The sequence below is a fragment of the Corallococcus sp. AB030 genome, assembly GCF_003668965.1.
Lineage (GTDB): Bacteria > Myxococcota > Myxococcia > Myxococcales > Myxococcaceae > Corallococcus > Corallococcus exiguus.
The window spans coordinates 1-22,821 of the sequence record NZ_RAWQ01000182.1; the positions used below are offsets into that span (position 1 = coordinate 1).

Below are 22,821 nucleotides of genomic sequence, written 5' to 3' on the forward strand. Positions count from 1 at the left end.
ATCCCCGACCCCGTCTGACGCCCGCCCGCCCCGTCAGGGAGTGCTGACCGGAAACGGAACCGTGACGAGCGGCGTCTGGAGGCTGTCCACCTTCGACACGCGCACCCCCGCGTCGCTGATGGCGTAGACGTAGTCATCCGCCATCACGCTGCGGCGCACATCCGGCACGTAGTAGTAGCTCCACTGCGGCATGCCCGTGGTCTTGAACAGGTCCGACATGGGCACCGCGCCCACCGGGGAGATGCCCGCCGCCAGGTCCACCCGGAACACGCGCAGCTCCGTGCGGAAGCCCTGCCAGTAGTTCTCATAGGACGAGTAGGACCTCGAGTAGTCCGTGAACGGGATGGCCACCAGCCCCTTGGCCGCGAAGTAGTTGAAGGCCTTGTGCTCGTAGAGGGCCTCGCTCCAGCCGTAGGCCTCGCCCACCAGCTGCGTGGCGGCCTCCTTCGGGTTCGCCAGGTCGCTCACGTCGAAGAGGGACAGCTTCAGCGTGCTCGTCCCGCAGCAGCCGCCGTTGGGCTCCGTGTGGATGCCCATCGTCAGCAGGTGGTGGTCACCCACCGGGTGCATGTACGTGGAGAAGCCGGGCACCTTCAGCTCGCCCACCTTGCGCGGGTGGGCCGGGTCGCTCAGGTCGAAGGTGAAGAGCGGATCCACCTGGAGGAAGGTGACGACGTAGCCGCGCGGGCCCGCGAAGCGCGCGCTGAAGATGCGCTCACCCTCGGCCAGGTCCTCGCTGCGGCCCAGCTCCGCCAGCTGCCCGTTCTTCACGCCCAGCGTCGTCACGCGGCTGGCCGTCGTGGTGCGGCCCCACCACCAGTCCTGGTGCTCCGGCTCCGGGAGGCGCGTGGTGACCGTGGTGGCCATGCGCAGCACGCCCTGGTACTCGTCCAGGGCGAACTGGTTGACGGGCGTGCCCTCCACCGTGCCGGAGCCCGCGTACACCGCGCGGCCCGGCTGGCGCAGGTCGAACTTGTGCAGGTAGGTGAAGTCCTTCTGCCCCGGCTGCGGCCACCACCAGTAGTGCGAGTGCGCCAGGTACAGCGATTCCTTGGACGCGTACACCGTGCCCGGCTCCGCCACCAGGCTGGTGCGCCCCGGCGCCGCCGTGCGCGCGTCCAGGTCCAGCGAGGCCACCGTCACGAAGCCCAGCGCGGACGGCGCGTTGCTCCGGTAGAAGTCACCGCAGGACGTGGGCAGCGCCGTCGTCACCCCGTCCGCGTCCACGTGCCGGCCCGCGGGCAACCACTGGTCCAGCGTGTTCGCGCGGATGCGCTTCTCGTTCTCGACGATGAGCGCGTCGATGGTCTTGGTGAGCTTCCCCTCGTCCTTGTAGAGGTCCTCCGAGTACTCCACCCAGAACTTCACGTCCTCCGGCCAGCGGAACGCGTCCGACAGCACCAGCCGCACGTTGCTGTCCACGCGGCGCGCCTGGTTGAAGACGCCGGGCAGGTAGACCTGATCCACCACCGTGGGGTGCGCCACGTCCGACACGTCCACCGTGGTCACCTTGGTGCTGTCCGCGTTGTAGTAGCCGCAGCCGAAGCCGTAGCAGGCCATGTCCGCGACGGGCACCATGCCCCCGCCCACGCCCCCGCCCACCTTCGTCGGGGTGCCCGGCAGCGACAGCGCCACCTGCGAGACGATGACCAGCCGGTTCTTCTCGTCGAGCAGCATCTCCCGGGGCCAGCCCTCCACTTCCAGCGTCGCCGCCAGCGTCAGCTGCTCCGCGGGCCACGAGCGGTGCGCGTACAGCCGGTTGCCCGACAGCACGAAGATGCGCGTGCCGTCGTTCTGCACGAAGTCCGACTCGTGCACGCCCTCCACCTGGTTGTTGGTGCCGGTGGAGTCATTCGGCGCCTGGCCGCCACCGGCGCCGGCGTTCACGCCGCCCCCCGCCGAGTCCTCCGCGGGCATGGGGCCAAAGACGACGCCGCCGCGCGTCCCCCGGCCGAAGCGATCCCAATAACCGGGCTTCTGCTGCTCCAGGTTCGCGCGCATCTGCTTCGTCGCGGTGTCCTCGATGTACTGCTCCAGCGCCGAGCAGTCGTCGAAGGTCGTGAGCTTCAGCGACTGCTGCACGGGTTCGTTGTCCAGGCCCTCCGGGGCCTTGCCCCCGTCACCGCACCCCACCGCCAGCAGCGTGAGCCCCACCGTTCCGAAAAGACGTAGACGCATGCGTGAATCCTCCCTCGAAAGTCGACTGCCTCGCGGGGCTCGGCGCTTTGCCACGCCCATGCCAGGGGAGAATCCCGTCGCTTCTGTCCGTGATTGCGGGGGGTTGGGAGGCGCGCGGGGTCACCCGCCGCTCTCAGAAACCTGAGGCGCGCACGGGACTGGCGGTGGGAAAACCGAGGGACTGGGGCACGAAGCGCACAAAGCGCTGCTGCAGCTGCGCGTCCATGCCTTCCAGCCGCAGGCCCATGCCCGTCTGCGAGCGGAACGCGCTCCCCATCCCGGGCGGGTTGCACCACGCCACCACCGCCTGCGCCTCGCAGGGCGTGCGCTGGCCGGCCATCACCAGGCGCAGGGACAGCCTCGAGCCCTCGCGCGCGGGCGTGAGCGTGCGTACGAAGAGGCCCTGGGGGCTGGCGTCATGGCTGAAGCCACTGAGCGTGGGGCCACCCGGCGTGTTGAACTCCACCACGGTGAAAAAGGGCACCCGCTCCGCGGCCCTCAAGGGGAGCGTGCCCTGCGACAGGCGCGCCAGCACCTTCGCCAGCAGCTCGTCCGCGCCCAGCTGCCGCTTGAGCAACAGCGGCGCGCCGCTCAGCTCCTGCGCGCGCTCCAGCACGTCCGGTGCCTCCTCCACCCGCGACATCAGGACCAGCGGCTTGCGTGGGAACTGCTCGCGCAGGCGCGTGGCCAGCGACAGGGCCTCCCGAGGCAGCCGCGACACGTCCACCACGAAGCCGTCCAGCCGCTCGCCCTGGGCCACGGCCTGCGCCGCCGCGTCATCCAGGTCCTTGGCGTAGAGCACGTGCATCCCCTCGTGCTCCAGCGCTCCGCCCAGGAAGGTGTGCAGGAACCGGCCGCCCTCCACCAGCAGCACGCCCCGGCCGCGCGGAGGGCCCGTCCAGGCGCGCTCACGCGACAACCGCACCGCGGCCACCTTCGCCGCCAGCGCCTCCTGGCTCACCGGCTTGGGCAGGAAGTCGTCCGCGCCCGCGCGCCCACAGTGCATCACCTCATGGGGTTCATCCGCCGCGGTGAACATCACCACCGGGACGTTGCGCCCCGCAGGGTGCGCCTTGACCAGGCGGCAGGCCTCGTCCCCCTGGAGCTTCTCCAGGTGCAGGTCCATCAGGATGAGCGCCGGCGTCCGCTGCGCCAGCTCCGCCAGGCACGCGTCCGCCCCCTCTAGCCCCACCGCGTCACAGCCCATGCGCGACAGGTGCAGCCGCATCACGTCCCGCGCGGTCCGCGAGTCGTCCACCACGAAGACCAGATCTCTCGGGCGAGGAGAAAAGCCGGGGGTCGTCATGACTCCCGGAGATACGCGGACTCCAGGGAAGGCACCACGGACCCGGCGCCACAACGTGAGCTGGTGGACGCCTCTTCCGTGCGCCGGGGGACGTCAGCCGCGGGGCTCCGCGCGGCCGGACAGCAACTTCGTGAGCTGACGGGCAATGAGGGCGCACTGCGCGGCGTCACCGGCGGCCAGCGCGTCCTTGCCGCCCACCAGCAGCTGCTGCACGGTGCCCACGGCCGACTCGGCCTCCGGGCTGGGGTTCTCCCGGGCGCTCTGCTGGAGCAGGCGGGCCAGCTTCTCCCCGCGCTCCAACAGCTTGCGGAAGGTCTCCTCCGCCTTGCGCGCGTCCACCACGCCCTGCGCCTGGGCGTAGTGGGACTGCTCCTGGCCCAGCTTCTCCGCCTCGCCCTGCGGCAGGCCGGCCCGGGCCTCCAGGCGCACCAGCTCCATGTGGCCGGAGGTCAGGTCGGTGGCCTGCACGGAGAGGATGCCCTCGCCGGACAACTCGAAGACGACCTCCAGCGGCGTCTCCCCGCGGTTGGCGACGTGCAGGTTCTTGAGGACCACCTCGCCCAGCTTGTGGTTCTCGTCCTGGAACTCGCTCTCCCCCTGATACACGGGGATGCGCGCCTCGGACTGGCCGGAGGTGCCCGGGAAGAAGATGTCCCTCGCCACCACCGGTACGCCCGTGTTCTTGGGGATGAGCCGCTTCACCCGGCCGCCCATCACGCCCACGCCCAGGCTCTGGCTGGCCACGTCCAACAGCAGCGCCTGCCCCGCCTGACGGACCAGCTCGTCCGCCTGCACCGCGGCGCCCAGCGCCACGGCCTCGTCCGGGTGCACGTCCGTGGAGGGCGCGCGGCCGAAGAAGTCCGCCACCAGCCGGCGCACCAGCGGCACGCGGGTCATCCCGCCCACCAGCAGCACCACGTCCACCGAGCGCGGATCCATCCGCGCCTCCGCCATCACGCTCTTGCAGACGTCCAGGCAGCGGCGCGACAGCGGCTCCGACAGCGTCTCGAAGAAGCTGCGCGTGAGCGCGGTGTTGATTTCGGTGAAGCGCTTCACGCCCGCCGTGTGGTCGCCCAGGCCGGACACGGAGATGAGGGCCTCCTCGGACTCGGTCAGCTCGCGCTTGGCCGCCTCCGCCGCCACCTTCAAGCGCCGCAGCGACTGCGCGTCCTTGGAGACCGCCTCCTGGAAGGCGTCCTCCACCTGCGCCAGCAGCCATTGGACGATGCGCTGGTCGAAGTCCTCGCCGCCCAGCGCGTGGTCGCCGCCCGTGGCCTTCACCTCGAAGACGCCCGCCTTCACGTCCAGGATGGACACGTCGAAGGTGCCGCCGCCCAGGTCGAACACCAGCGCGCTGCCCTCGAAGCCGCGGGACAGGCCGTACGCCAGCGCCGCCGCGGTGGGCTCGTTGACCAGCCGCACCACCTCCAACCCCGCGATGGCCGCCGCTTCCCGCGTGGCCTGGCGCTGGTTGTCGTCGAAGTTCGCGGGGACAGTGATGACGCACTTGCGCACGTCACGTCCGAAGTGCGCCTGCGCGTCCAGGCGCAGCTCGCCCAGGATGAAGGCGGACACCTGCGTCGCGGGCAGCACGCGGCCGGACAGCTTCACGCGCACGTCGCCCGTGGGGCCGGCCACCAGGGGATACGGCACCACCGCCTTCGCCTGCTGCACCAGCTCTGGCGTGTAGCGGCGTCCCAGGAAGCGCTTGGTGGCCCACACCACCGCGTCCGGGTGCTCCTCCCCCAGGGCCTGGGCCGGCTGCCCCACCAGGCGGTCGCCCGCCCGGGTGAGGCCTACCACCGAGGGCGTGAGGCGTCCTCCCGCACGTGAGGGGATGAGGCGCGGGCGTCCTTCTTCCACGGTCGCGACGACGCTGTTGGTGGTGCCCAGGTCGATGCCGATGACAGGTTCTTGCATGGCGAGGGTGGGGCCCACGCTACGGGTAAGCGCCCACTTCCGCCAAGTCCTGTCGCACCCCGGCCGTCCGTTGCCGGGCGCCGGCCTGCCTTCAAGGGCCTGGGGGCGGCCACCAGCACACACCCGGAGCGCCCACCCGGGGACGCTTCCCCGCCCGCTCTCTCCAGACCTCGGGAGGCCCCAAGCGGCCACGGAGATCCAACGCATGGCGCCGGCATCATTGCCGCCAGGGACGCCCCATGCTAAGGGCGCCAGCGTCATGGTGAACGTCTCCATCGCCCGCCGCTACGCCCGCGCCATCCTCGACGTCGCAGCGGAAGGCAACCGCACCGACGCCGTCGCGGAGCAGCTCAACGCCTTCGCCGCTGTCGTGGGCCAGAGCCCCGACCTGTCGGACGTGCTGCTCAACCCCGCCTACAGCCGCGCCCAGCGCAGCCACGTGGTGGAGGCCCTGCTCCAGGCCATGCCCTCCCCCGCGGAGCCCGCGCTCGCCAACGCGGTGCGCCTGCTGGTGGACCGCAACCGCCTGGGCTACCTGCCCGACATCGCCCGGCTCTACCGCGACATGGCGGACGCCCGCGCGGGCCGCGTCCGGGGCCAGGTCACCAGCGCCGCCCCGCTCTCCGCGGACGCCCTCACCCAGCTCCAGCAGTCGCTCCAGCAGCTGACCCAGCGCAACGTCGTGCTGGAGACCAAGGTGGATCCGTCCCTGCTCGGCGGTGTGGCCGCGCAGGTCGGTGGCACCCTCTACGACGGCACCCTGCGCACCCAGCTGGAGCAGCTGCGCCGCGAGCTGAAGTAACCCCTCCCTCACTCCCGGTGCGGCAGACGTGCCGGGTTGTCAGGGTTGCCCCGTAGTCCTAGTCAAACCTGTATTTCCCGTCCGCTCTGGGAATGGGTATACTTCTGGGCAACGCGGACAAGCCCGCGTTTTCCGAGACCACCCGCCCATGTCGCAGCCTGTGTTCCAACGGCTTCCCGGAGCCCTTCCGTCCCCGGGGGTTCCCGAGGAAACCCTGCCCTTTCTGGGTGCGTTGCTCAACGCGCCGGGTTGGGGGGTGGCGCTGGTGGACGGGGACTCCCGCCTCGTCTGGATGAACGACCTGCTGGCTTCGCTGAGCGGCCGCCCGGCGCAGCTGTGCGTGGGGCGCTTCCTCTCGGAGGCGTGGCCCGGCCTGGCGCCGCCGCTGTCTCCGCTGCTGGCGCGGGCGCAGTCCGGTGAGCGCGTGGCGGAGGAGCTGGTGTCGGGCCGCTTCGGCGAGGTGGGCACGCTGCGCCACCTGACCGTGAGCGCCATGCCTGCGGCCCCTTCCTCGGGCGTGCTCCTGCTCCTGCGAGACTCCTCCGCGCGCCTGCGCGAAGAGGCGGCGCTGCGCGCGAGCGAGGAGCACATGCGCTCCATCGTGGAGATCTCCTGCGACGGGTACTTCTTCCACGACCGCGGGCAGTTCCTGGACATCAGCCCCGGCCTGGGCCGCCTGATGGGCTACTACGAGACGGCGGAGCTGGTCGGCCGGAACATCCTGGACTGCGTGGCGCCGGAGTTCCGCGCCCCCGCGCGCGACGTGATGGACCGCGGCGTGGAGGCCCCGTACGAACTGGCCGTGCTCCACCGCGACGGCCGCCGCATCCCCGTGGAGGTCATGGGCCGGCCGGCGACGTTCCAGGGCCGCTCGGTGCGCATGGGCGCGGTGTGGGACGTGAGCATCCGCAAGGCCGCCGAGGAGCGCCTGATGCGGATGGAGCACTTCCGCGACCAGTTCCTGGACGCGGCGGGGGACGGCTTCAAGGCCCCGCTCCAGTCGCTCCAGTGCGACGTGCTCGCCCTCCAGCACGCTCCGTCGATGCCAGAAGCCCTGACCGAACAGGTTGGACGGGTGGGCCAGGGCGTGCGCCGGGTGGAACGGCTGATCCGCCAGCTCCTGGACTTCACCCGTTCCCGGCTGTCCAACGGCCTGCCCGTGCACCCCTCCTCCGTCCACCTGGGCCAGCTGGCGGAGCGCGTGCTGGCGGACCGGCAGCGGGCCCACCCGGGCCGCGACCTGCGGCTCGTCGCCAGCGGCGACCTGAAGGGCACCTGGGACGGCGAGCGGATCTCCCAGCTGATGGACTCCCTGGTGGGCAACGCCCTGCACCACGGCCCGGTGTCCTCCTCCGTGGTGCTCCAACTGACGGGGCGCTTCGACGGGGTGACGGTGCAGGTGCACGACCCGGATTGCCGGGTGCCGCCGGAGTACCAGGGCACCCTCTTCGAGCCGTTCAAGCACCGCGCCCTGTGCTCCGCGGATGACGGGCTGGGGCTGTCGCTCTTCATCGTGCGGCAGATCGCCCTGGCCCATGGCGGGCGCATCTCCGTGGAGTCGGGGGCGGCGGACGGCACCCGCTTCATCGTGTGGCTGCCCCGCGAGGATGGCCTCCCCGCGTCCGGCGCCTGAAGCCGGGCCCGGCGCCGGGCTCCCTGGGCTTGCGAGCAGGCGGGGCCCCTCACGTCCGGGGTGCCTGCTTACGTGCGCGATAAAGGGGTGCGGGGGTGGGGGAAGGCCCTGGCGCGTGGCGCGTTGCGAGAGTCCCGGTGCCCGTGATAGGGGGCCACCCGGTACATCAAGATTCGCGGCGGCCATCCCCGTTTCCTCAGGCCGCCCCCTCCGCAAGGACGCTAGACGCCCATGGAAATCCGCGCCGACGAGATCAGCAGAATCATCCGGGAGCAGATCAAGGACTACGGCAAGAAGGTCACCGTCGCCGAGACCGGCACCGTGCTGTCCGTGGGCGACGGTATCGCCCGCGTGTACGGCCTGGAGGGTGCGCTCGCCGGTGAGCTGGTGGAGTTCGCCAACGGCGTGCAGGGCCTGGTCCTCAACCTGGAAGAGGACAACGTCGGCGTCGCCATCATGGGTGAGTTCAAGGACATCCGCGAGGGTGACACCGTGAAGCGCACCCAGCAGATCGCCTCCGTGCCGGTGGGCAAGGGCCTGCTGGGCCGCGTGGTGAACGCGCTGGGCCAGCCGGTGGACGGCAAGGGCCCCATCGAGGCCACCGAGCACCGCCGCCTGGAGGTGAAGGCGCCCGGCATCGTGAAGCGCAAGTCCGTGCACGAGCCCCTGCAGACGGGCATCAAGGCGCTGGACGCGCTGGTGCCGGTGGGCCGCGGTCAGCGCGAGCTCATCATCGGTGACCGCCAGACGGGCAAGACGGCCGTCGCCATCGACGCCATCATCAACCAGAAGGGCCTGGGCGTTTACTGCGTCTACGTCGCCATCGGGCAGAAGCAGTCCACCGTCGCGCAGGTGGTGGAGAAGCTGAACAAGTACGGCGCCATGGAGTACACGGTGGTGGTCGCGGCGAACGCGTCCGACCCGGCGCCCATGCAGTACTTCGCGCCGTACGCGGGCGTCGCCATCGGCGAGTACTTCCGCGACAACAAGATGCACGGCCTCATCGTGTACGACGACCTCTCCAAGCAGGCCGTGGCGTACCGCCAGCTGTCCCTGCTCCTGCGCCGCCCGCCGGGCCGCGAGGCGTACCCGGGCGACGTGTTCTACATCCACAGCCGCCTGCTGGAGCGCGCCGCCAAGCTGTCCGACGAGGAGGGCGCGGGCTCCCTCACGGCGCTCCCCATCATCGAGACGCAGGCGGGTGACGTGTCCGCCTACATCCCGACGAACGTCATCTCCATCACCGACGGGCAGATCTTCCTGGAGACGGACCTGTTCTTCGCCGGCGTCCGTCCGGCCATCAACGTCGGTCTCTCCGTGTCGCGCGTGGGTTCCGCGGCGCAGATCAAGGCCATGAAGCAGGTCGCAGGCTCCATGAAGCTGGAGCTGGCGCAGTACCGCGAGCTGGCCGCCTTCGCCCAGTTCGGCTCCGACCTGGACAAGGCCACGCAGGAGACGCTGGCGCGCGGCGCCCGCATGGTGGAGCTGCTCAAGCAGGGCCAGTACGAGCCGCTCTCCGTCGAGCGTCAGGTCATCCAGATCTACGCGGCGACCAACAAGGACGACGCCGGCAAGCGCGGGTGGATCCGCCAGGTGCCGGTGGGCGACGTGGTCCGCTGGATGAAGGAGATGCTGGAGTTCGTGGACAGCAAGTACCCGAACATCGTCTCCGACCTGGTCGCCAAGCGCGAGCTGACCGCCGACATCAAGGCGAACATCAACAAGGCGTTCACCGAGTTCAACGACGTGTTCCAGGCGACCCCGGGCGCCAAGGTCTAAGCTTCGCGCCCCACGCGCGGTGCCTTGACGGACAGCCCCGCCCTCCCTTCAGAAGGGAGGCGGGGCTTTTCGTTTGCCCGCGGTGGGCCACCGCGCCCCTTCAGCGCAGCCGGGGCAGGATGGCGCGCAGGCTCTTGTCCGCGCTGCCACGCGTGCCCAGGCGCTGCACTGCGGCGCGCTCGTAGGGCATCACGTTGGCGCGCTCCACCAGCTGCACGTGCGCGCCCAGCGCGGCGGGCATGGCCAGGTCCAGCTCGAAGATGTCACCCGCGACGAGCGTGGACTCCGGGCCCGTGTGCGTGGCGTCCCAGATGCGCTTGAGCGCGGAGAAGTAGCGCCCGCGCTTGAGGTACACCGGCCGGCCCAGCACGCCGTCCAGGTGGAGCGCTTCCGGCAGCGCGTCGAAGCGCGCGTCCTTCGGCTCCGTGTCCTCCAGCTGGAACTTGCGCGCGTCGCCGAAGACCTTCAGCCGCTCGCGGCCCTTGGGGGCCAGCTTGTCCAGCTTCGCCTCCACCAGCTCCGTGTGCGCGTTCGTCACCACCGACACGGGCAGGCCCGTGGCGAGCAGCGCCTCCAGCACCTCCTTCGCCTCCGCCTTGAAGGCCGTCGCCGAGTGCCGGTACGCCTCCCGGTACAGCGTCTGCACCGTGTCCGTGCGCAGCGCTTCGTCGTCGCCCTTGCCAAAGCGCTTGAGCAGCCGGTGCGCGGTGCAGGTGGCCGTCAGGTAGGGGTCCGCGGTGGCCGGCGCCACGATGCGCCCCGCCACCTCCCAGCCGTACTGGTCCACGCCCTCATGCAGCGCGGCGACCTCCTCCGCCCACGCCTGGGACGCGTCCTGCCCCAGCACCCCGTACAGCGCGTCCTGGAAGTGCTTGAGGAAGGGCTCGCCCTCCGCCAGCACGTCCGTGAAGGTCCCATCGAAGTCCAGCACCACGCACGCGATTCCCATCCACCGGTCCTTGCAGCCCGGCCGCTTGGAAGCGCGGCCGTGAACGAAAGCCCCGAATGACGCCCCGTCGGCCGCTCCGAATCAAGCCCCCTGCCCTGCCTCCGGGTGGAGGCCGGTGCCAACTCCCGGAAAGCCGGATGGAACCCGGGTCGGGTGGTCCCGGTCCCCCGCCACCCCCACCGTAGAGCCTCCCGCGGGGGAGGGGGGCTCCGCGCCCATGTCCGAGCCGACTGGCACCTTTCTGGCGGAGTCCACACCCGTGCCGCAGGAGTGGCTGCGCACGGTGTTGCACCTGCTGCCGGTGGGGGTGGTCATCGTGGACACGGCGGGGCGCCTGCTCGCGGCCAACGCCGCAGCGAGCGCGCTGTGGGGCCAGGCCGCGCTGGCGCGGATGCAACTGGAGCACTTCGGCACCTTCGAGGCGTACTGGCCCGGCACCGGCAGGCGCCTGCGCGGCGAGGAGTGGGCCGTGGCGCGCACGCTGCGCACCCGGCAGACCGTCTCCAACGAGGAGGTGGACATCGTCGGGAGGGACGGCGCGCGCCGCACCATCCTCAACTCGTCCGCGCCGCTGTACTCGGCGGAGAGCGGCCTGGTGGGCGCGGTGAACATCAACGTGGACATCACCGAGCGCAAGGCCACCGAGCGCGCGGAGTTCTTCGTCAGCGAGGCGAGCCGGCTGCTCGCCGAGTCCCTGGACTGGGAGACGACGCTCAAGGCCGTGGCGCGGCTGGCCACGCTGGAGTGGGCGGACTACTGCATGGTGGACGTGCTGGGGTCGGACGGCGCGCTGCACCGGCTCGCGGTCAGCGCGAGGGACCCGAGGAAGCAGTCGCTGCTGGACCAGACCCTGTCCTTCCCACCACAGGCCGGTTCGGACTCGCCGCTCGCCCGGGTGTTCGCGCGGGGCAAGCCCGTGCTCATCGCGGACATCACGCCCCCGTGGCTGGACGCGGTGTCCCTCTCGTCCGAGCACCGCCAGCTGCTGGAGGCGCTGGCGCCGCGCTCGTCCATGCTCCTGCCCCTGGCGGTGGGACGCAGGCGCTTCGGCATCATCAACCTGGTCTCCGCGTCGCCCGCGCGCCTCTACACGAAGCGCGACCTGGGCTACGCCACGGAGTTCGCGCGCCGCGCCGCCCTGGCGGTGGAGAGCGCCCGGCTGTACCGCGAGGCCCGCGAGGCCCTGCGTGAGCGCGACGCGTCCGCGGCCATGCTGGAGGCCTTCTTCGCCGCGTCCCCGGTGGGCATGGGCTTCGTGAACCAGGACCTGCGCTACGTGCGGCTCAACAAGGTCGTCGCGGAGAACAACGGCATCCCCCTGGAGAAGCACCTGGGCCTCACCCCCCGCGAGCTGATGGGCCCGGCGGGCGCCCCCATCGAGGACCTGCTGCGCCAGGTGCTGGAGTCGGAGGTGGCCGTGGTGGACGACCCGGTGGAGTACGTCGTGGGCCCGGAGCCGCGCACCTTCCTGGCCACGTACTTCCCCGTGCGCTCCGGCACGGAGCTGCTGGGCGTGGGCGGCGTGGTGCGCGAAATCACCGACCAGCGCCGCATGGAGACCCACCTGCGCTTCCTCACGGACGCCACCACCCGGCTGGCCACGTCCCTGGACTGGCGCACCACCGTGCGCAACGTGGCGGAGCTGGTGGTGGCGCAGCTGGCGGACTACTGCCTGGTGGACATGCTGGGCGAGGACGGCGAGCACCTGGAGCGCGTGGAGCGCCGCGCCCGCAGCGACACGCTCCAGGCCCAGCTGGAGAAGTCCATGCCCTACGCGCCGCCCCCCGGCGCGCACACCGTCCTGCGCCGGGTGCTGGAGACGGGGCGCGCGGAGCTGGTGGCGGAGGTGGACGAAGCCGCCATGCGCGCCTTCGCCGTCAACGACGCGCACCGGGAGGTGTTGGACGGACTGAGCCCGCGCTCGGTGATGATCGTCCCGCTGATGGCGCGTGGGCGCACGCTGGGCATCGTGAGCGCGGCGACGTGCTCGCCCACGCGGCGCTTCGGCATGCGGGACTTGTCGCAGCTGGAGGACCTGGCCTGGCGCGCGGCGCTGGCCGTGGACAACGCGCGGCTGTACCGGCAGGCGGAGCATGCCGTGGCCGCGCGCGACGAGTTCGTGGCGGTGGCGACGCACGAGCTGCGCACGCCCCTGTCCGCGCTGCACCTGCAGCTGTCGTCGCTGCAGCGCACGGTGGACAAGCTGCCGTCGGACGAATCCGAGCGGCTGGGCCAGGGGCTGTCGGGGGCGCTCCGGCAGGCGGACCGGCTGGCGCGGCTGGTGACGCACCTGTTCGACGTGGCGCGGCTGGGCACGGGGCAGATGGCGCTGGAGCTGGGCGCGGTGGAGCTGTCCTCGCTGGTGCACGCGCTGGTGGCGCGGATGGAGGAGGCGCTGGCCACCGCGGGCTGCGTGGCGGTGGTGCACGCGGACGCGCCGGTGGTGGCGCTGGCGGACCGGCCGCGCGTGGAGCAGGTGCTGATGAACCTGCTCACCAACGCGATGAAGTACGCGCCGGGCCTGCCGGTGGAGCTGTACGTGGAGCGCGACGGGGAGAAGGCCATCATCGCCGTGCGAGACTGGGGCCCCGGCATCCCTCCGGACGCGCGCGAGCGCATCTTCGAGCGCTTCACGCGCAACAGCGGCGAGCACACACGCGCGAGCCTGGGCCTGGGCCTCTACATCTCCCGGCAGCTCGCCCGCGCGCACGGCGGAGACCTGTTCGTGGAGACGCCGCCAGAGGGCGGGCCCGGCTCGCGCTTCGTGCTGCACCTGCCCCGGTGGAAGAAACCGTCCGGGGCGGCCCCGGGCTGAAGCAGGCGGGCGCATGTCGCACGGCGCCACCTTGCCGCCCACACCCGGGGGGACATTACCCTTCAGGGCCATGGACGACGCGCGAACGACAGCAGCGCTCGGACGCTGGCGGTGGCTGCCCTGGGGGCTGCTGGCGGTCGCGGTGGTGGTGGCCTCCACGGGCGCGTGGCTGGGCTCGCGCTCGCTCCACGCGCTGGAGGCCCGGAGCGCGCAGCTGGAGCACGAAGCCACCGAGTCCGAAACCCACGTCGCGCGGCTGCAGACGCTCCGTCAGGCCATGGAGCGGCGGCTGCGCGCGCTGGAGCGTCAGCAGCAGGCGCAGGAGTGGGGCGGCGCCGCGGCGGAGCTCCAGGCGAAGAGCGCGGAGGCGCAGCACACGAAGCGAGAGGCGGCGCTCGAATCGCTGGGCAGGACGCTGAAGGATCCGCTCCAGGCGGGCGACGTGGCCGTGGCGCTGGAGGACGACGCCCTGCGCGTGGAGCTGTCCGAGCGGCTCCTCTTCGCTCCCACCACGACGTCACTCACGCCGGAGGGCGCCGCCGTGTTGAAGCAGGCCGCGGCGGTGCTGCGTGGCCCGCTCGCCGACCACCGGGTGGCCGTGGAGGCCCACACCGACGAGGTGCTCCCCTCCGCGGCCGGGGCTCCCGCCACCACCGCGTGGGAGCTGTCCACCGCGCGGGCCGTGGTGGTGGTGCGGCAGCTGGGTGAGCGCGAGGGACTGGCTCCGGAGCGACTGAGTGCCACGGGCCACGCCGCGCACCGGCCGCTGGTGCCCAATGACAGCCCGCCCCACCGCGCCAGCAACCGGCGCGTCACGCTGCGGGTGTTCCCCACGCCGGTGACACCGGAGAGCGCGGCCGTGGCGCGCACGGAGCCGCCGCCGCGGCCCATGAAGCGCCTGGCGAAGGCCAAGGGGAAGAAGACAGCGCAGCGCTGACGCGCGGGACGCGGAGTGAATAGAACGCCTGGCTGCCCGTCCAGGGGTGCAGAGGGTTTCCACCTCGCCCCTGCCTCGGAGCCTCCCGTGTCCGCCTTCCGCCCCGCCCTGTGCGCCACCTTCGCCGCCGGCCTCCTCCTGGCCGCGTCTCCCGCGGAGGCCCGCTTCGGCAAGAAGTCCTCGGACAGCTCCGAGAACAAGAAGGAGGACAAGAAGCGCGACTCCAAGCGCGACGACAGGGGCTCCCGGGTCCACGCCGCCACGCCCATCCGCTCCAACTCGCGGAACGAAAACTACGCCTACCGCTCGGCCCCTCGCGACCGGCCCTCGTACTCCGCTCACCTCTACGGCAACGCCATCGTGGCGGCCGCGGAGGTGCTGAGCGTCGTCGCGGAGACCTCCGACCCGCGGCCCGTGGTCGTCCAGCAGCAGCGCAACGCCCAGCCGCTCAGCCTGCGCGCGGGAGTCAACGGGGGCATCATGGGCGGCGGCGTCGCCGGGGACGCGTTCCTGGGCATCGAGGGCGAGGCGCTGGGCATCGCCGTGCAGGGCACGCAGCTGGTGCTGCCCACCGACGACGGCACGCGCGGCACGGACGACATCCGCCTGGCGACCCTGCACATCACCTATGCGCCCGTGTCCACCGACCGCGTGCGCTGGCGCCTCGAGGGCGGCCTCTCCACCGCCCACGCGCCGGACGTCTTCTTCGTGGGCCCCAGCCTCGCCACCTCCCTGGAGGTCTGCGTGGCGGGCCCGCTGGACCTGGAGGCGCGCGTGCAGGGCACGGCCGGCACCTACCGGCAGCTGGACGCGAGCGCGGGCATCGCGCTGCACCTGGGCGCCCTCAACGTGCGCGGCGGCGTGCGCGGCCTCGTCCTGGACGACGCGGGCCGGGTGGACGGCATCCAGCACATCGACAGCTTCGTGGGCCCCTACGCCGGCGCCGGTCTGGCCTTCTGAAGCACCCGCGTGTCCGGGGGTGCACATGCCCCCTTCCGGACACCACCCCCCATCCCCGGGGCCCTGGTTTCACCGGGGGTGATGAGGGTTGAATATTCCGGGCGAGCAGGCGTCCACATGCCGCGGCCCATCCCGTGGGCCCATGAAGAGGAGAGGTCGCCGTGGGCTTCTGGAAGACGCTGTGTGCCGCGCTCGCTGTCGCTGTCCTGTTGGGGTCCGCGCCCGCCGAGGCCCGCTTTGGCAAGCGCTCCAAGCCGAACACCTCCGACTCGAAGGACTCCGACGACAAGGACGGCAAGAAGGAGCACCGCGCCACGCCCGTGGGCCGCCCCTCGGACGCGCCGGTGCGCTCCAGCGTGCGCTCCTCCGGCGTCGGCATCGGCTGGTTCGACGTGCTCTTCCTCTCCGGCCCGGCCAGCTACCACCGCCGCGCGCGCGCGGAGACGCCCCGCGGCACCCGCGCGCCCCGGCCCGCGCCGCTCGTGCACCTGAACGTGCAGGGCAACAGCTTCGGCGACGTGGGCGGCGCGCTGGACCTCTTCATGGCCCTGGACGGCCAGCGCTGGGGCATGGACGCGCGCGTCAGCGGCATCGCGCTGGAGTCGGATGACGGCTCGGCGGACACGGACCGGCTGACGCTGCTGGACGCGCACCTGACCCTCTCTCCCTGGTCCACCGAGCGCGGCCGCTTCCGCATGGAGGCCGGCATCGCCAGCGCGCACGCCCCGGACGCCATCTTCGTGGGCCCCAGCCTCGCCGCGTCGCTGGAGGCGTGCATCGGCCCGTCGCCCTTCGACGTGGAGGCGCGCATCCAGGTGGTGCCCTTCCCGCACCGCCAGGTGGACATGCAGGCCGGACTGGCGCTGCACCTGGGCGCCCTCAACCTGCGCGGCGGCTGGCGCACCCTGTACCTCAGCGACGGCGGCCACCTGGACGGCGTGGTGCACGCTGACAACTTCACCGGCCCCTACCTGGGCCTGGGCCTGTCGTTCTGAAGGCCGGAAGGCTGAAGTAAAAACTCCCGGGGTCGCCGCGCACCGTGCGGGCCCCGGGAGTCTTCGCGTCGGGGCTACTCCTCCGACGACGCCGCGTAGGACGCCGGGGTGGTGTCCGCCCCGGAGCCGTTGGACACGCCCGGGCGCTTCACGCGCCGCTTGGGCGGCGGGGCCAGCTTCACCTCCGTGCTGAAGACGCGCCCGTAGATTTCAGGCGTGTTGACGTTCACGATGACGCCGGGGTCCTTCACGTTCAGGCGGCGCGGATTGAGCGTCTTGAGCGCCGCCTCCAGGTCCTCGCCCTCCGCCTCAATGAGCTTGCGCGCCGCGCCCTTCGACAGCACCACCGGCCAGCCCGTGGCGTTGTCGTACTCCGGCCGGAGCACCATGACGGCGTCGGTGCCGCCGCGCTCCATGTCCTTGAGCATGGACTTCACGGTGGTGACGCGCAGGGCCGGCATGTCCACCGGATGCACCAGCACCACGTCCGCGTCCTCGGCCAGGGCCGCCTCCAACCCGGCCTTCACCGACGCCAGCAGGCTCTTCTCCCAGTCCCTGCTCGTCACCAGCTCCAGGCTCGGGTGCTGCTCGCGCACCGCTTCCTCGTCGCTGCCCACCACGCCCAGCACCCCGCACCCCGCCTTTCCGAAGGTGGACGCCAACGACTGAAGGAAGCTCTTGCCCCCTTCATGCTCGATGAGCGCCTTGGGGTGGGACATCCGCCGGGCCTTGCCCGCCGCCAGGATGATCGCCACTGCCTTCATGACCCGCCTCCTCGCCCTCGACGGAAAGCCGGGGGCACCGCCAACAGGCTGTTGACCTCCTTCCGGGATTGCAGCCCGCCCGCCAGTACGAGTCGTCAGACAGCCGCCAGTCACACGAGGAGGTGTTGGCTGCCTGCCCTTTGGGCAAGGGCAGGTGTCCACCAGCGGTCAGGCGGGTTGGCCAAAGGGCTTCCCCTCCCCCGCGCCGGATGGGCGCCAAGAGGCACTTCAGTGCAGCCAGCCGCTGGAGGCCGCCAGCCGCAGCGGGGCGGCCGTCTCCACGGTCGTTTCTTCCGGCGCCGCCAGCGCCTTCACGGTCAGAATTTCAGCCAGCCGGGCCAGCGGACGGCGACGGGCCACGCGGTGCAGTTCGTCCTCCGTCACCTCGCCCAGCAGGTCGCCCCCACGCCCCTCCACCACGGGCAGCAGGTGCACGCCGTGGCGGTACATCTGCTGGAGCGCGCCCAGGACGGTGTCCTCCGGGAACAGGGTGATGGCGTGGGAGACGAGGTTCTGGAACTCAGGGCTGCGGCACATCGACACGTGAGGCCTCCGGTGCTCGGCGTTCGGGCGCCGTGTGCCGGAAGGCCTTAGCAATCCGCTTGCCGACGTCCGCGCAGGGGGTCCGGAGCTTCTCCAGAGCCCCTGGACGGATCCGCCTGCCCGCCCTACTTCTTCGGCGCGGGCTTCACCGACTCCACCATCTTGCGGAAGCCCTTCTCCGCGCCGTTCACCGTCTTCTCCGGCCCGGTGAGCTTGTAGAAGATGGCGCCCTCCGGCCCCTCCACGATGGCGCCGCGCAGCTTGAAGTTCGGCTTGGGCGCGGAAGGCCCCATCATGGGACCGCCGCCCGCGTACGTGCCCTTCACCTCCACCGTGGTGACGGGCAGCCCGTTCACCTTCTCCTGCTTCGTCTTCGCGTCCTTGTCCTCCAGCGGCTTGCCGTCGGGCTTCTGGAACTGCGCCACCCAGCGCTTCACGTTCGCGTCCACCGCGCCGCCCTGCCCCTGCCCGAAGTAGAAGACAGCCAGTTCCGCGTCTTCCGCGTCTCCCTTCACGGCGGGCACCTTGTACGTCGCCGCGCGCATCGGCCGGGGAGGCTGGGCGGCCCACTCCGTCGGCGCGCTCCACGTCAGCCCACCGGCCTCCTCCGCGCTCGCGCCCATCGCCACGGTCATCGCCAACACAGTCAGCAGTCGTTTCATGGACGGCAGCGTATCCGCCTTCCCTGGCGCGTCACGCCCTCGTGCCGCGCACGCCGCGTGAGACGTCCACCCGCGTGCACGCGTGGGAACCCCATAGCTGACTCGGCGCGTCAATCCCTCTCACTTTGTGACCGGGGGAGGGCGTGCTACTCACTGACTTGTTTCCAGCAGTTCACCTTGGGCTGGAGGGGATTCCCACCATGAAGAAACAGTTGTTCCTCGGGGCCATGGCCCTAGGAGCTGTCGCCTGCACGCCGGAGATTGCGCAGGAGGCTCCGAATCTGAACGTCGGCCTGGCGGAGTTCGACCCCTCGGCGTCTCCCGCCGTGGTTCCCTCCCCCAACGACCTGGCCATCAACCAGCAGACGAAGAAGGTTCAGGCGCCGATCAACCCGGCGGCGTCCGCGGCGGAGCAGGAGTTCACGCGCGACTACCTGAACTCGCTCAACGGCTTCCCCACGTCCGCCATCGCGAACACCAAGATCAAGGACCTGGATCCGAGCTCGGTGAGCCCGAAGACGGTCATCTTCATCGACATGTACCAGGGCACGCCGCTGGCGACGAAGCCGGTGACGCCGACCCTCGCGTACAACGAGGACACGGACCTCCTCAACATCATCCCCCCGGTGGACATCAACACGGGCCTGCCGGCGTGGCCGAAGGGCTCGCGCTACGCGGTGGCGCTGGTCGGCGGTGAGAACGGCCTGAAGACGACCTCGGGCAACCCCATCATCGGGTCGGCCACGTGGGCCTTCATCAACTCCGACAAGTCGCTGGTCACCTGCGAGGACCTGACCTCGCCGGACTGCGGCCCGGCCACGGAGCTCATCCCCTCCGCGGAGACGGACCCGGCCAAGCGCCTGGCGGACCAGACCGCCAAGTCGCTGCAGTTGGAGCAGCTGCGCCTGGGCTACAAGCAGGTCTTCGACAAGGCCCTGGCGCCGCAGGGGTTCAAGCGTGAGGACATCGTCCTCATCTGGACCTTCAGCATCGTCAACCAGCCGGATGCCACCATCAACCTGGCGGCCACCGACCGCGTCCCCACCATCATCCCGTTCCCCAACGACCTGCTGCGCGTGCCGGCCACGGCCACCGCGGCGGCGCACCTGAACTTCCCCGTCCCGACGACGCCGGGCCTGCAGCAGGACCTGTTCACGGGCCTGAACACGCTGGACGGCTTCTCCACCACGGGCGCCATCGTCACGGAGAACGGCGACGCGCAGGGCGTGCTGGACGGCACGATGTACCGCGTGGCCTCGGACGGCCCGGCCCCCCGCGTGGACGCGGCGTCGCTGGCCGCGGGCGTGAAGTTCTTCAAGCTGTCCAACCTGGACAAGGGCACCAAGCCGGACGTGGTGCCCTGCCTGGTGGAGAAGAGCGGTGACTGCGGCACCAGCGTGGGCGCGGCGGGCATCGTCGAGGTCCCGCAGCAGCTGCAGATCGTCCCGAAGGCGCCGCTGGATGGCGCCACCCAGTACGGCGCGGTGCTGACCACGGACCTGAAGGACACCCAGGGCCGCAACGTCGCCCCGGCCACGGCGTTCGCGCTGATGCGCCTGGCGAACCCGGTGGCCGTCAACGGCAAGAGCACCATCTCCTCCGTGCCGGACACGCTCGCGGCGGCGCTGGAGCCGGTGCGCGCGGCCCACAAGCCGTTCTTCGACGCGCTGGCGGCCGCGGGCCTGCCGCGCTCCAAGATCGCGCTGGGCTGGTCGTTCACCACCCAGAGCACCACGTCCGTCCTGCAGCAGCTGTACACGCTGCCCGGCGGCGTGTACGGGACGCCCGCGGCGCCCACCTCCGTCTTCCCCATCACGTCGCAGGTGAAGGCGGCGATGGCCGGCGCGCAGCCGGCGGCGCTGCCCAGCGGCAACATCGGCGCGGTCTACGAGGTGCGGGCCAACACGCCGTGGCTGCTCACGGGCCCCTTCGGCACGCTGAATCCCGCCGCGCCGCGCCCCACGCGCTACCCGTTCATGCTGTTCGTGCCGACCGGCACTGCGCCTGCCGGCGGCTGGCCGGTGATGGTGTTCGGCCACGGCCTGACCAGCAACCGCACCGCGGTGCTTGGCGTGGCCAACAAGATGACCGGCGCGGGCTACGCGGTGGCGGCGATGGATGCCGTCTACCACGGTGAGCGCACCAGTTGCGTGGGCTCCGCCACGGTGCTGGGCACCACGGGCTCGGTGGGTGACTCTGGCGCATGCGCCAACCCCGCGACCCAGCGCTGCGAGGACAACGCCGCCAGCCCGTCCTACGGCCGCTGCGTGGCGCGCACGGACGCGGCCCGCGCGGACTGCAGCGCCGCGGCGCTCCCGGCGGGCGTGCCGGCCGACGTGTTCTGCTCCAACGTCGTCTCCCCGTCGCAGGGCCAGTGCATGGCGGACAACAAGTGCGAGGGCGGCGACTTCCTGCGCAGCGCGCAGGGCGTCCCGGTCATCTCCGGCTGGAACTTCCTGAACCTGGGCAACCTGTTCACCACGCGCGACAACTTCCGCCACCACGTGGTGGACTTCAGCCAGTTCGTGCGCGTGCTGGGCAGCCAGCAGCTGTCCGACGCCGTGGGCGGCCTGAACGCGGCCCAGGTGGACTACGTGGGCCAGAGCCTCGGCGGCATCATGGGCACCATGTCCACCGCGGTGTCCCCGCGCGTGCGCCGCTCGGTGCTCAACGTGGCTGGTGGCAACCTGGCCGGCGTGCTCCTGACGGCGCCCGCCTTCAATGATCAGCGCACCGCGTTCCTGGGCTCGCTCGCCGCCGCGGGCGTGAACCCGGGCTCCCCGACGTTCGACACGTTCATCAGCCTGGCGAACACCATCCTGGACCCGGCGGATGCGCGCAACTACGCGTACCTGCTGGACAACAACGCGGCGGCCGGCACGGACGTCAACGTGCACCGCACGTTCATCCAGTACATCGAGGGTGACGAGGTCATCCCGAACGCGAACAGCCTGGCGCTCATCAACGCGGCCAACCGCACGGACGCGCCGCGCACGGTGGCGTCGTACATGTACCCGGCGTCCGACCCCGCCATCCACGACATCGCGCCGGCCAGCCGTCACTCCTTCCTCAACCACCCCGCCATTCCGGAAGAAGTGCGCCACGCGGCCCAGGACCAGATCATCGGCTTCCTGTCCACGGGCGCCGTGGCGCAGTAACGCGAACCACTGAGAGAGGAATCAAACACTCATGAAAAAGACACTCTCCCTCGTGGCAATCCTGGCGGCTGGTACGAGCCAGGCCGCGGGATTCCAGGTCGACACCCACAGCGCTCGCGCCACCGGCACGGGCGGCGCCGCCACGGCGTGGCTGGAGGACTCGTCCTCCATCTATTACAACGTGGCGAACATGGTCGGCGTGAAGACGCTGGACATCACGCTGGGCGACACGGGCATCCTCCCCAGCATCACGTTCCAGCGGCCGAACATGGAGGCGGAGGGGCAGCGCACCACGCTGTCGCCGCCGCCGCACCTGTTCGTCGTCTACAAGCCGTTCGAGAAGGCGGCGTTCGGCGTGGGCGTGTTCACGCCGTACGGCGCGCGCAGCCGCTGGGAGGAGGGCTTCAGCGGCCGCTTCCGCGGCTACGAGTCCTCGCTGGCGACGTACTACATCAACCCGTCGTTCGCGTATGAGCTGCACCCGCGCTTCCGCTTCGGCGCGGGTCTGGACATCGCCCGGGCCACCATCGAGCTGACGCGCGGCCTGGACTTCGTGAACAGCGAGGGCTCCGTCCACCTGGGTGGCGCGGACTGGGGCTCCGGCTTCAACATCGGCGTGCAGGCCAAGCTGCTGGACAACCTGGACATGGGCCTGCACTACCGCAGCGCCATCGACATCCAGTTCCAGGGCCAGGCGGACTTCCAGAACATCCCGGTGGAGTTCCAGAGCCGTCTGACGGACCAGAAGGCGCACGCGGACGTCGTCCTGCCGTCCACCGTGACGGCGGGCCTGGCGTACCGGCCGCTGAACAACCTGCTGCTGGCGTTCGACGCGAGCTGGGTGGACTGGTCCTCGTTCTCGGAGCTGGCCATCCGCTTCGAGAACCCGTCCATCGACAACCCCATCCCCAAGCGTTGGCGCGCGAAGTGGAAGTACTCGCTGGGCGGTGAGTACGCCGTGAACGAGGCGCTGCAGGTGCGCCTGGGTCTCACGTACGACCCGTCCCCCAGCCCCAACAGCACGCTGACGCCGGACCTCCCGGACGCCAACCGCTTCAAGGTGTCCGCGGGCGTGGGCTACCAGTTCAAGCCGTTCCGCGCGGACCTGGGCTACCAGTTCGTCGCGCTGGCGGACAAGGAGAGCACGGCGCCGGGCATGCCCGGAACGTACTCCGGCAACGCGCACGTGCTGGGCCTGACGCTGGGCTTCAACCTGCAGTAACCGGCTGAACCGTTTCTGAAGTCGCGGGCGCCCGGCTCCTTCCGTTCATGGAAGGGCCGGGCGCTTTCGCTTACGGTGCCGGGCCGTGAGCCCTTCCAAGCCCGGCCGCAACGACCCGTGCCCCTGTGGCAGCGGGAAGAAGTACAAGGCCTGTCACGCCGCCGAGGACCGCGCGAAAGCCGCGCCGCCTCCCACCAC

Annotated in this window: 17 protein-coding genes; 10 read left to right on the forward strand and 7 right to left on the reverse strand. The window is 71.2% G+C overall.

Translation table 11 applies throughout. The features are described 5' to 3' along the window. Positions 1-33: 33 nt before the first annotated feature. The 3 genes from D7Y15_RS32875 to D7Y15_RS32885 all read right to left on the reverse strand — a co-directional run bounded on the left by D7Y15_RS32875 (position 34) and on the right by D7Y15_RS32885 (position 5,404). Entirely contained in the window at positions 34-2,178 is a 2,145-nt protein-coding gene (locus tag D7Y15_RS32875; protein ID WP_121755062.1) for a beta-propeller domain-containing protein, read from the reverse strand. 133 nt (positions 2,179-2,311) lie between these two features. Then, a complete protein-coding gene (locus D7Y15_RS32880; RefSeq protein WP_120599751.1) occupies positions 2,312-3,484 on the reverse strand; it encodes a TIGR02266 family protein in 1,173 nt (390 codons plus the stop codon). A gap of 93 nt (positions 3,485-3,577) precedes the next feature. Beyond that, a complete protein-coding gene (locus D7Y15_RS32885; RefSeq protein ID WP_120580865.1) occupies positions 3,578-5,404 on the reverse strand; it encodes an Hsp70 family protein in 1,827 nt (608 codons plus the stop codon). Between the two features lie 259 nt (positions 5,405-5,663). Between D7Y15_RS32885 and D7Y15_RS32890 the strand changes: the two genes are divergently transcribed. The 3 genes from D7Y15_RS32890 (at position 5,664) to atpA (ending at position 9,618) form a co-directional block, all read left to right on the forward strand. Further along, the gene (locus D7Y15_RS32890; protein WP_120580862.1) at positions 5,664-6,206 is read left to right on the forward strand and encodes an ATP synthase F1 subunit delta; all 543 of its coding nucleotides are present in this window, start codon (positions 5,664-5,666) and stop codon (positions 6,204-6,206) included. A 148-nt stretch (positions 6,207-6,354) separates the two neighbouring features. After that, the gene (locus D7Y15_RS32895) at positions 6,355-7,839 is read left to right on the forward strand and encodes an ATP-binding protein (protein ID WP_121755063.1); all 1,485 of its coding nucleotides are present in this window, start codon (positions 6,355-6,357) and stop codon (positions 7,837-7,839) included. 231 nt (positions 7,840-8,070) lie between these two features. Then, entirely contained in the window at positions 8,071-9,618 is a 1,548-nt protein-coding gene (atpA, locus tag D7Y15_RS32900) for a F0F1 ATP synthase subunit alpha (protein WP_121755064.1), read from the forward strand. Positions 9,619-9,718: 100 nt separating this feature from the next. Here atpA and D7Y15_RS32905 read toward each other — a convergent pair whose 3' ends face one another. Then, positions 9,719-10,567 (reverse strand): HAD family hydrolase, encoded by an 849-nt coding sequence (locus tag D7Y15_RS32905; RefSeq protein ID WP_121755065.1) that lies wholly within the window; start codon positions 10,565-10,567, stop codon positions 9,719-9,721. A gap of 217 nt (positions 10,568-10,784) precedes the next feature. Here D7Y15_RS32905 and D7Y15_RS32910 point away from each other — a divergent pair, with 217 nt between their 5' ends. The 4 genes from D7Y15_RS32910 (at position 10,785) to D7Y15_RS32925 (ending at position 16,274) form a co-directional block, all read left to right on the forward strand. Further along, positions 10,785-13,382: a PAS domain-containing protein gene (locus D7Y15_RS32910; protein ID WP_121755066.1), complete on the forward strand. Its 2,598-nt coding sequence runs from the start codon at positions 10,785-10,787 to the stop codon at positions 13,380-13,382. A 70-nt stretch (positions 13,383-13,452) separates the two neighbouring features. Continuing rightward, positions 13,453-14,319 (forward strand): OmpA family protein, encoded by an 867-nt coding sequence (locus D7Y15_RS32915; protein WP_121755067.1) that lies wholly within the window; start codon positions 13,453-13,455, stop codon positions 14,317-14,319. 87 nt (positions 14,320-14,406) lie between these two features. Then, entirely contained in the window at positions 14,407-15,279 is an 873-nt protein-coding gene (locus D7Y15_RS32920) for a hypothetical protein (protein WP_121755068.1), read from the forward strand. A gap of 161 nt (positions 15,280-15,440) precedes the next feature. Next, entirely contained in the window at positions 15,441-16,274 is an 834-nt protein-coding gene (locus D7Y15_RS32925) for a hypothetical protein (protein WP_121755069.1), read from the forward strand. A gap of 74 nt (positions 16,275-16,348) precedes the next feature. On the opposite strand, the gene D7Y15_RS32930 is transcribed toward D7Y15_RS32925, so the two are convergent. The 3 genes from D7Y15_RS32930 to D7Y15_RS32940 form a co-directional block, all read right to left on the reverse strand. Next, positions 16,349-17,038 carry an NTP transferase domain-containing protein gene (locus D7Y15_RS32930; protein ID WP_121755070.1) on the reverse strand — a complete coding sequence of 230 codons (690 nt, stop codon included), beginning with the start codon at positions 17,036-17,038 and terminating at the stop codon, positions 16,349-16,351. Positions 17,039-17,266: 228 nt separating this feature from the next. Then, complete coding sequence (locus D7Y15_RS32935) at positions 17,267-17,575, reverse strand: CBS domain-containing protein (protein ID WP_120579902.1); 309 nt, start codon at positions 17,573-17,575, stop codon at positions 17,267-17,269. A 131-nt stretch (positions 17,576-17,706) separates the two neighbouring features. Continuing rightward, positions 17,707-18,243, reverse strand: coding sequence for a hypothetical protein (locus D7Y15_RS32940; RefSeq protein WP_169820815.1), 537 nt, complete (start codon positions 18,241-18,243; stop codon positions 17,707-17,709). 200 nt (positions 18,244-18,443) lie between these two features. Between D7Y15_RS32940 and D7Y15_RS32945 the strand changes: the two genes are divergently transcribed. The 3 genes from D7Y15_RS32945 to D7Y15_RS32955 all read left to right on the forward strand — a co-directional run. Then, a complete protein-coding gene (locus tag D7Y15_RS32945; RefSeq protein WP_121755071.1) occupies positions 18,444-21,401 on the forward strand; it encodes a hypothetical protein in 2,958 nt (985 codons plus the stop codon). Between the two features lie 31 nt (positions 21,402-21,432). After that, positions 21,433-22,623, forward strand: a complete 1,191-nt coding sequence (locus D7Y15_RS32950) for an OmpP1/FadL family transporter (RefSeq protein WP_120579899.1) — start codon at positions 21,433-21,435, stop codon at positions 22,621-22,623. An 85-nt stretch (positions 22,624-22,708) separates the two neighbouring features. Then, positions 22,709-22,821, forward strand: a 113-nt coding sequence (locus tag D7Y15_RS32955) for an SEC-C metal-binding domain-containing protein (protein WP_169827486.1), incomplete at its 3' end; no start/stop codon positions are given.

What these genes read in the sequence shown, in the direction of transcription:
- D7Y15_RS32885 (WP_120580865.1), bottom strand. Translation starts at nt 5,404, where the DNA reads ATGCAAGAACCTGTCATCGGCATCGACCTGGGCACCACCAACAGCGTC.
- D7Y15_RS32930 (WP_121755070.1), bottom strand. Translation starts at nt 17,038, where the DNA reads ATGAAGGCAGTGGCGATCATCCTGGCGGCGGGCAAGGCCCGGCGGATG.
- D7Y15_RS32880 (WP_120599751.1), bottom strand. Translation starts at nt 3,484, where the DNA reads ATGACGACCCCCGGCTTTTCTCCTCGCCCGAGAGATCTGGTCTTCGTG.
- D7Y15_RS32895 (WP_121755063.1), top strand. Translation starts at nt 6,355, where the DNA reads ATGTCGCAGCCTGTGTTCCAACGGCTTCCCGGAGCCCTTCCGTCCCCG.
- D7Y15_RS32915 (WP_121755067.1), top strand. Translation starts at nt 13,453, where the DNA reads ATGGACGACGCGCGAACGACAGCAGCGCTCGGACGCTGGCGGTGGCTG.
- D7Y15_RS32945 (WP_121755071.1), top strand. Translation starts at nt 18,444, where the DNA reads ATGAAGAAACAGTTGTTCCTCGGGGCCATGGCCCTAGGAGCTGTCGCC.
- D7Y15_RS32910 (WP_121755066.1), top strand. Translation starts at nt 10,785, where the DNA reads ATGTCCGAGCCGACTGGCACCTTTCTGGCGGAGTCCACACCCGTGCCG.
- D7Y15_RS32940 (WP_169820815.1), bottom strand. Translation starts at nt 18,243, where the DNA reads ATGAAACGACTGCTGACTGTGTTGGCGATGACCGTGGCGATGGGCGCG.
- D7Y15_RS32890 (WP_120580862.1), top strand. Translation starts at nt 5,664, where the DNA reads ATGGTGAACGTCTCCATCGCCCGCCGCTACGCCCGCGCCATCCTCGAC.
- D7Y15_RS32905 (WP_121755065.1), bottom strand. Translation starts at nt 10,567, where the DNA reads ATGGGAATCGCGTGCGTGGTGCTGGACTTCGATGGGACCTTCACGGAC.
- D7Y15_RS32950 (WP_120579899.1), top strand. Translation starts at nt 21,433, where the DNA reads ATGAAAAAGACACTCTCCCTCGTGGCAATCCTGGCGGCTGGTACGAGC.
- D7Y15_RS32875 (WP_121755062.1), bottom strand. Translation starts at nt 2,178, where the DNA reads ATGCGTCTACGTCTTTTCGGAACGGTGGGGCTCACGCTGCTGGCGGTG.
- D7Y15_RS32935 (WP_120579902.1), bottom strand. Translation starts at nt 17,575, where the DNA reads ATGTGCCGCAGCCCTGAGTTCCAGAACCTCGTCTCCCACGCCATCACC.
- atpA (WP_121755064.1), top strand. Translation starts at nt 8,071, where the DNA reads ATGGAAATCCGCGCCGACGAGATCAGCAGAATCATCCGGGAGCAGATC.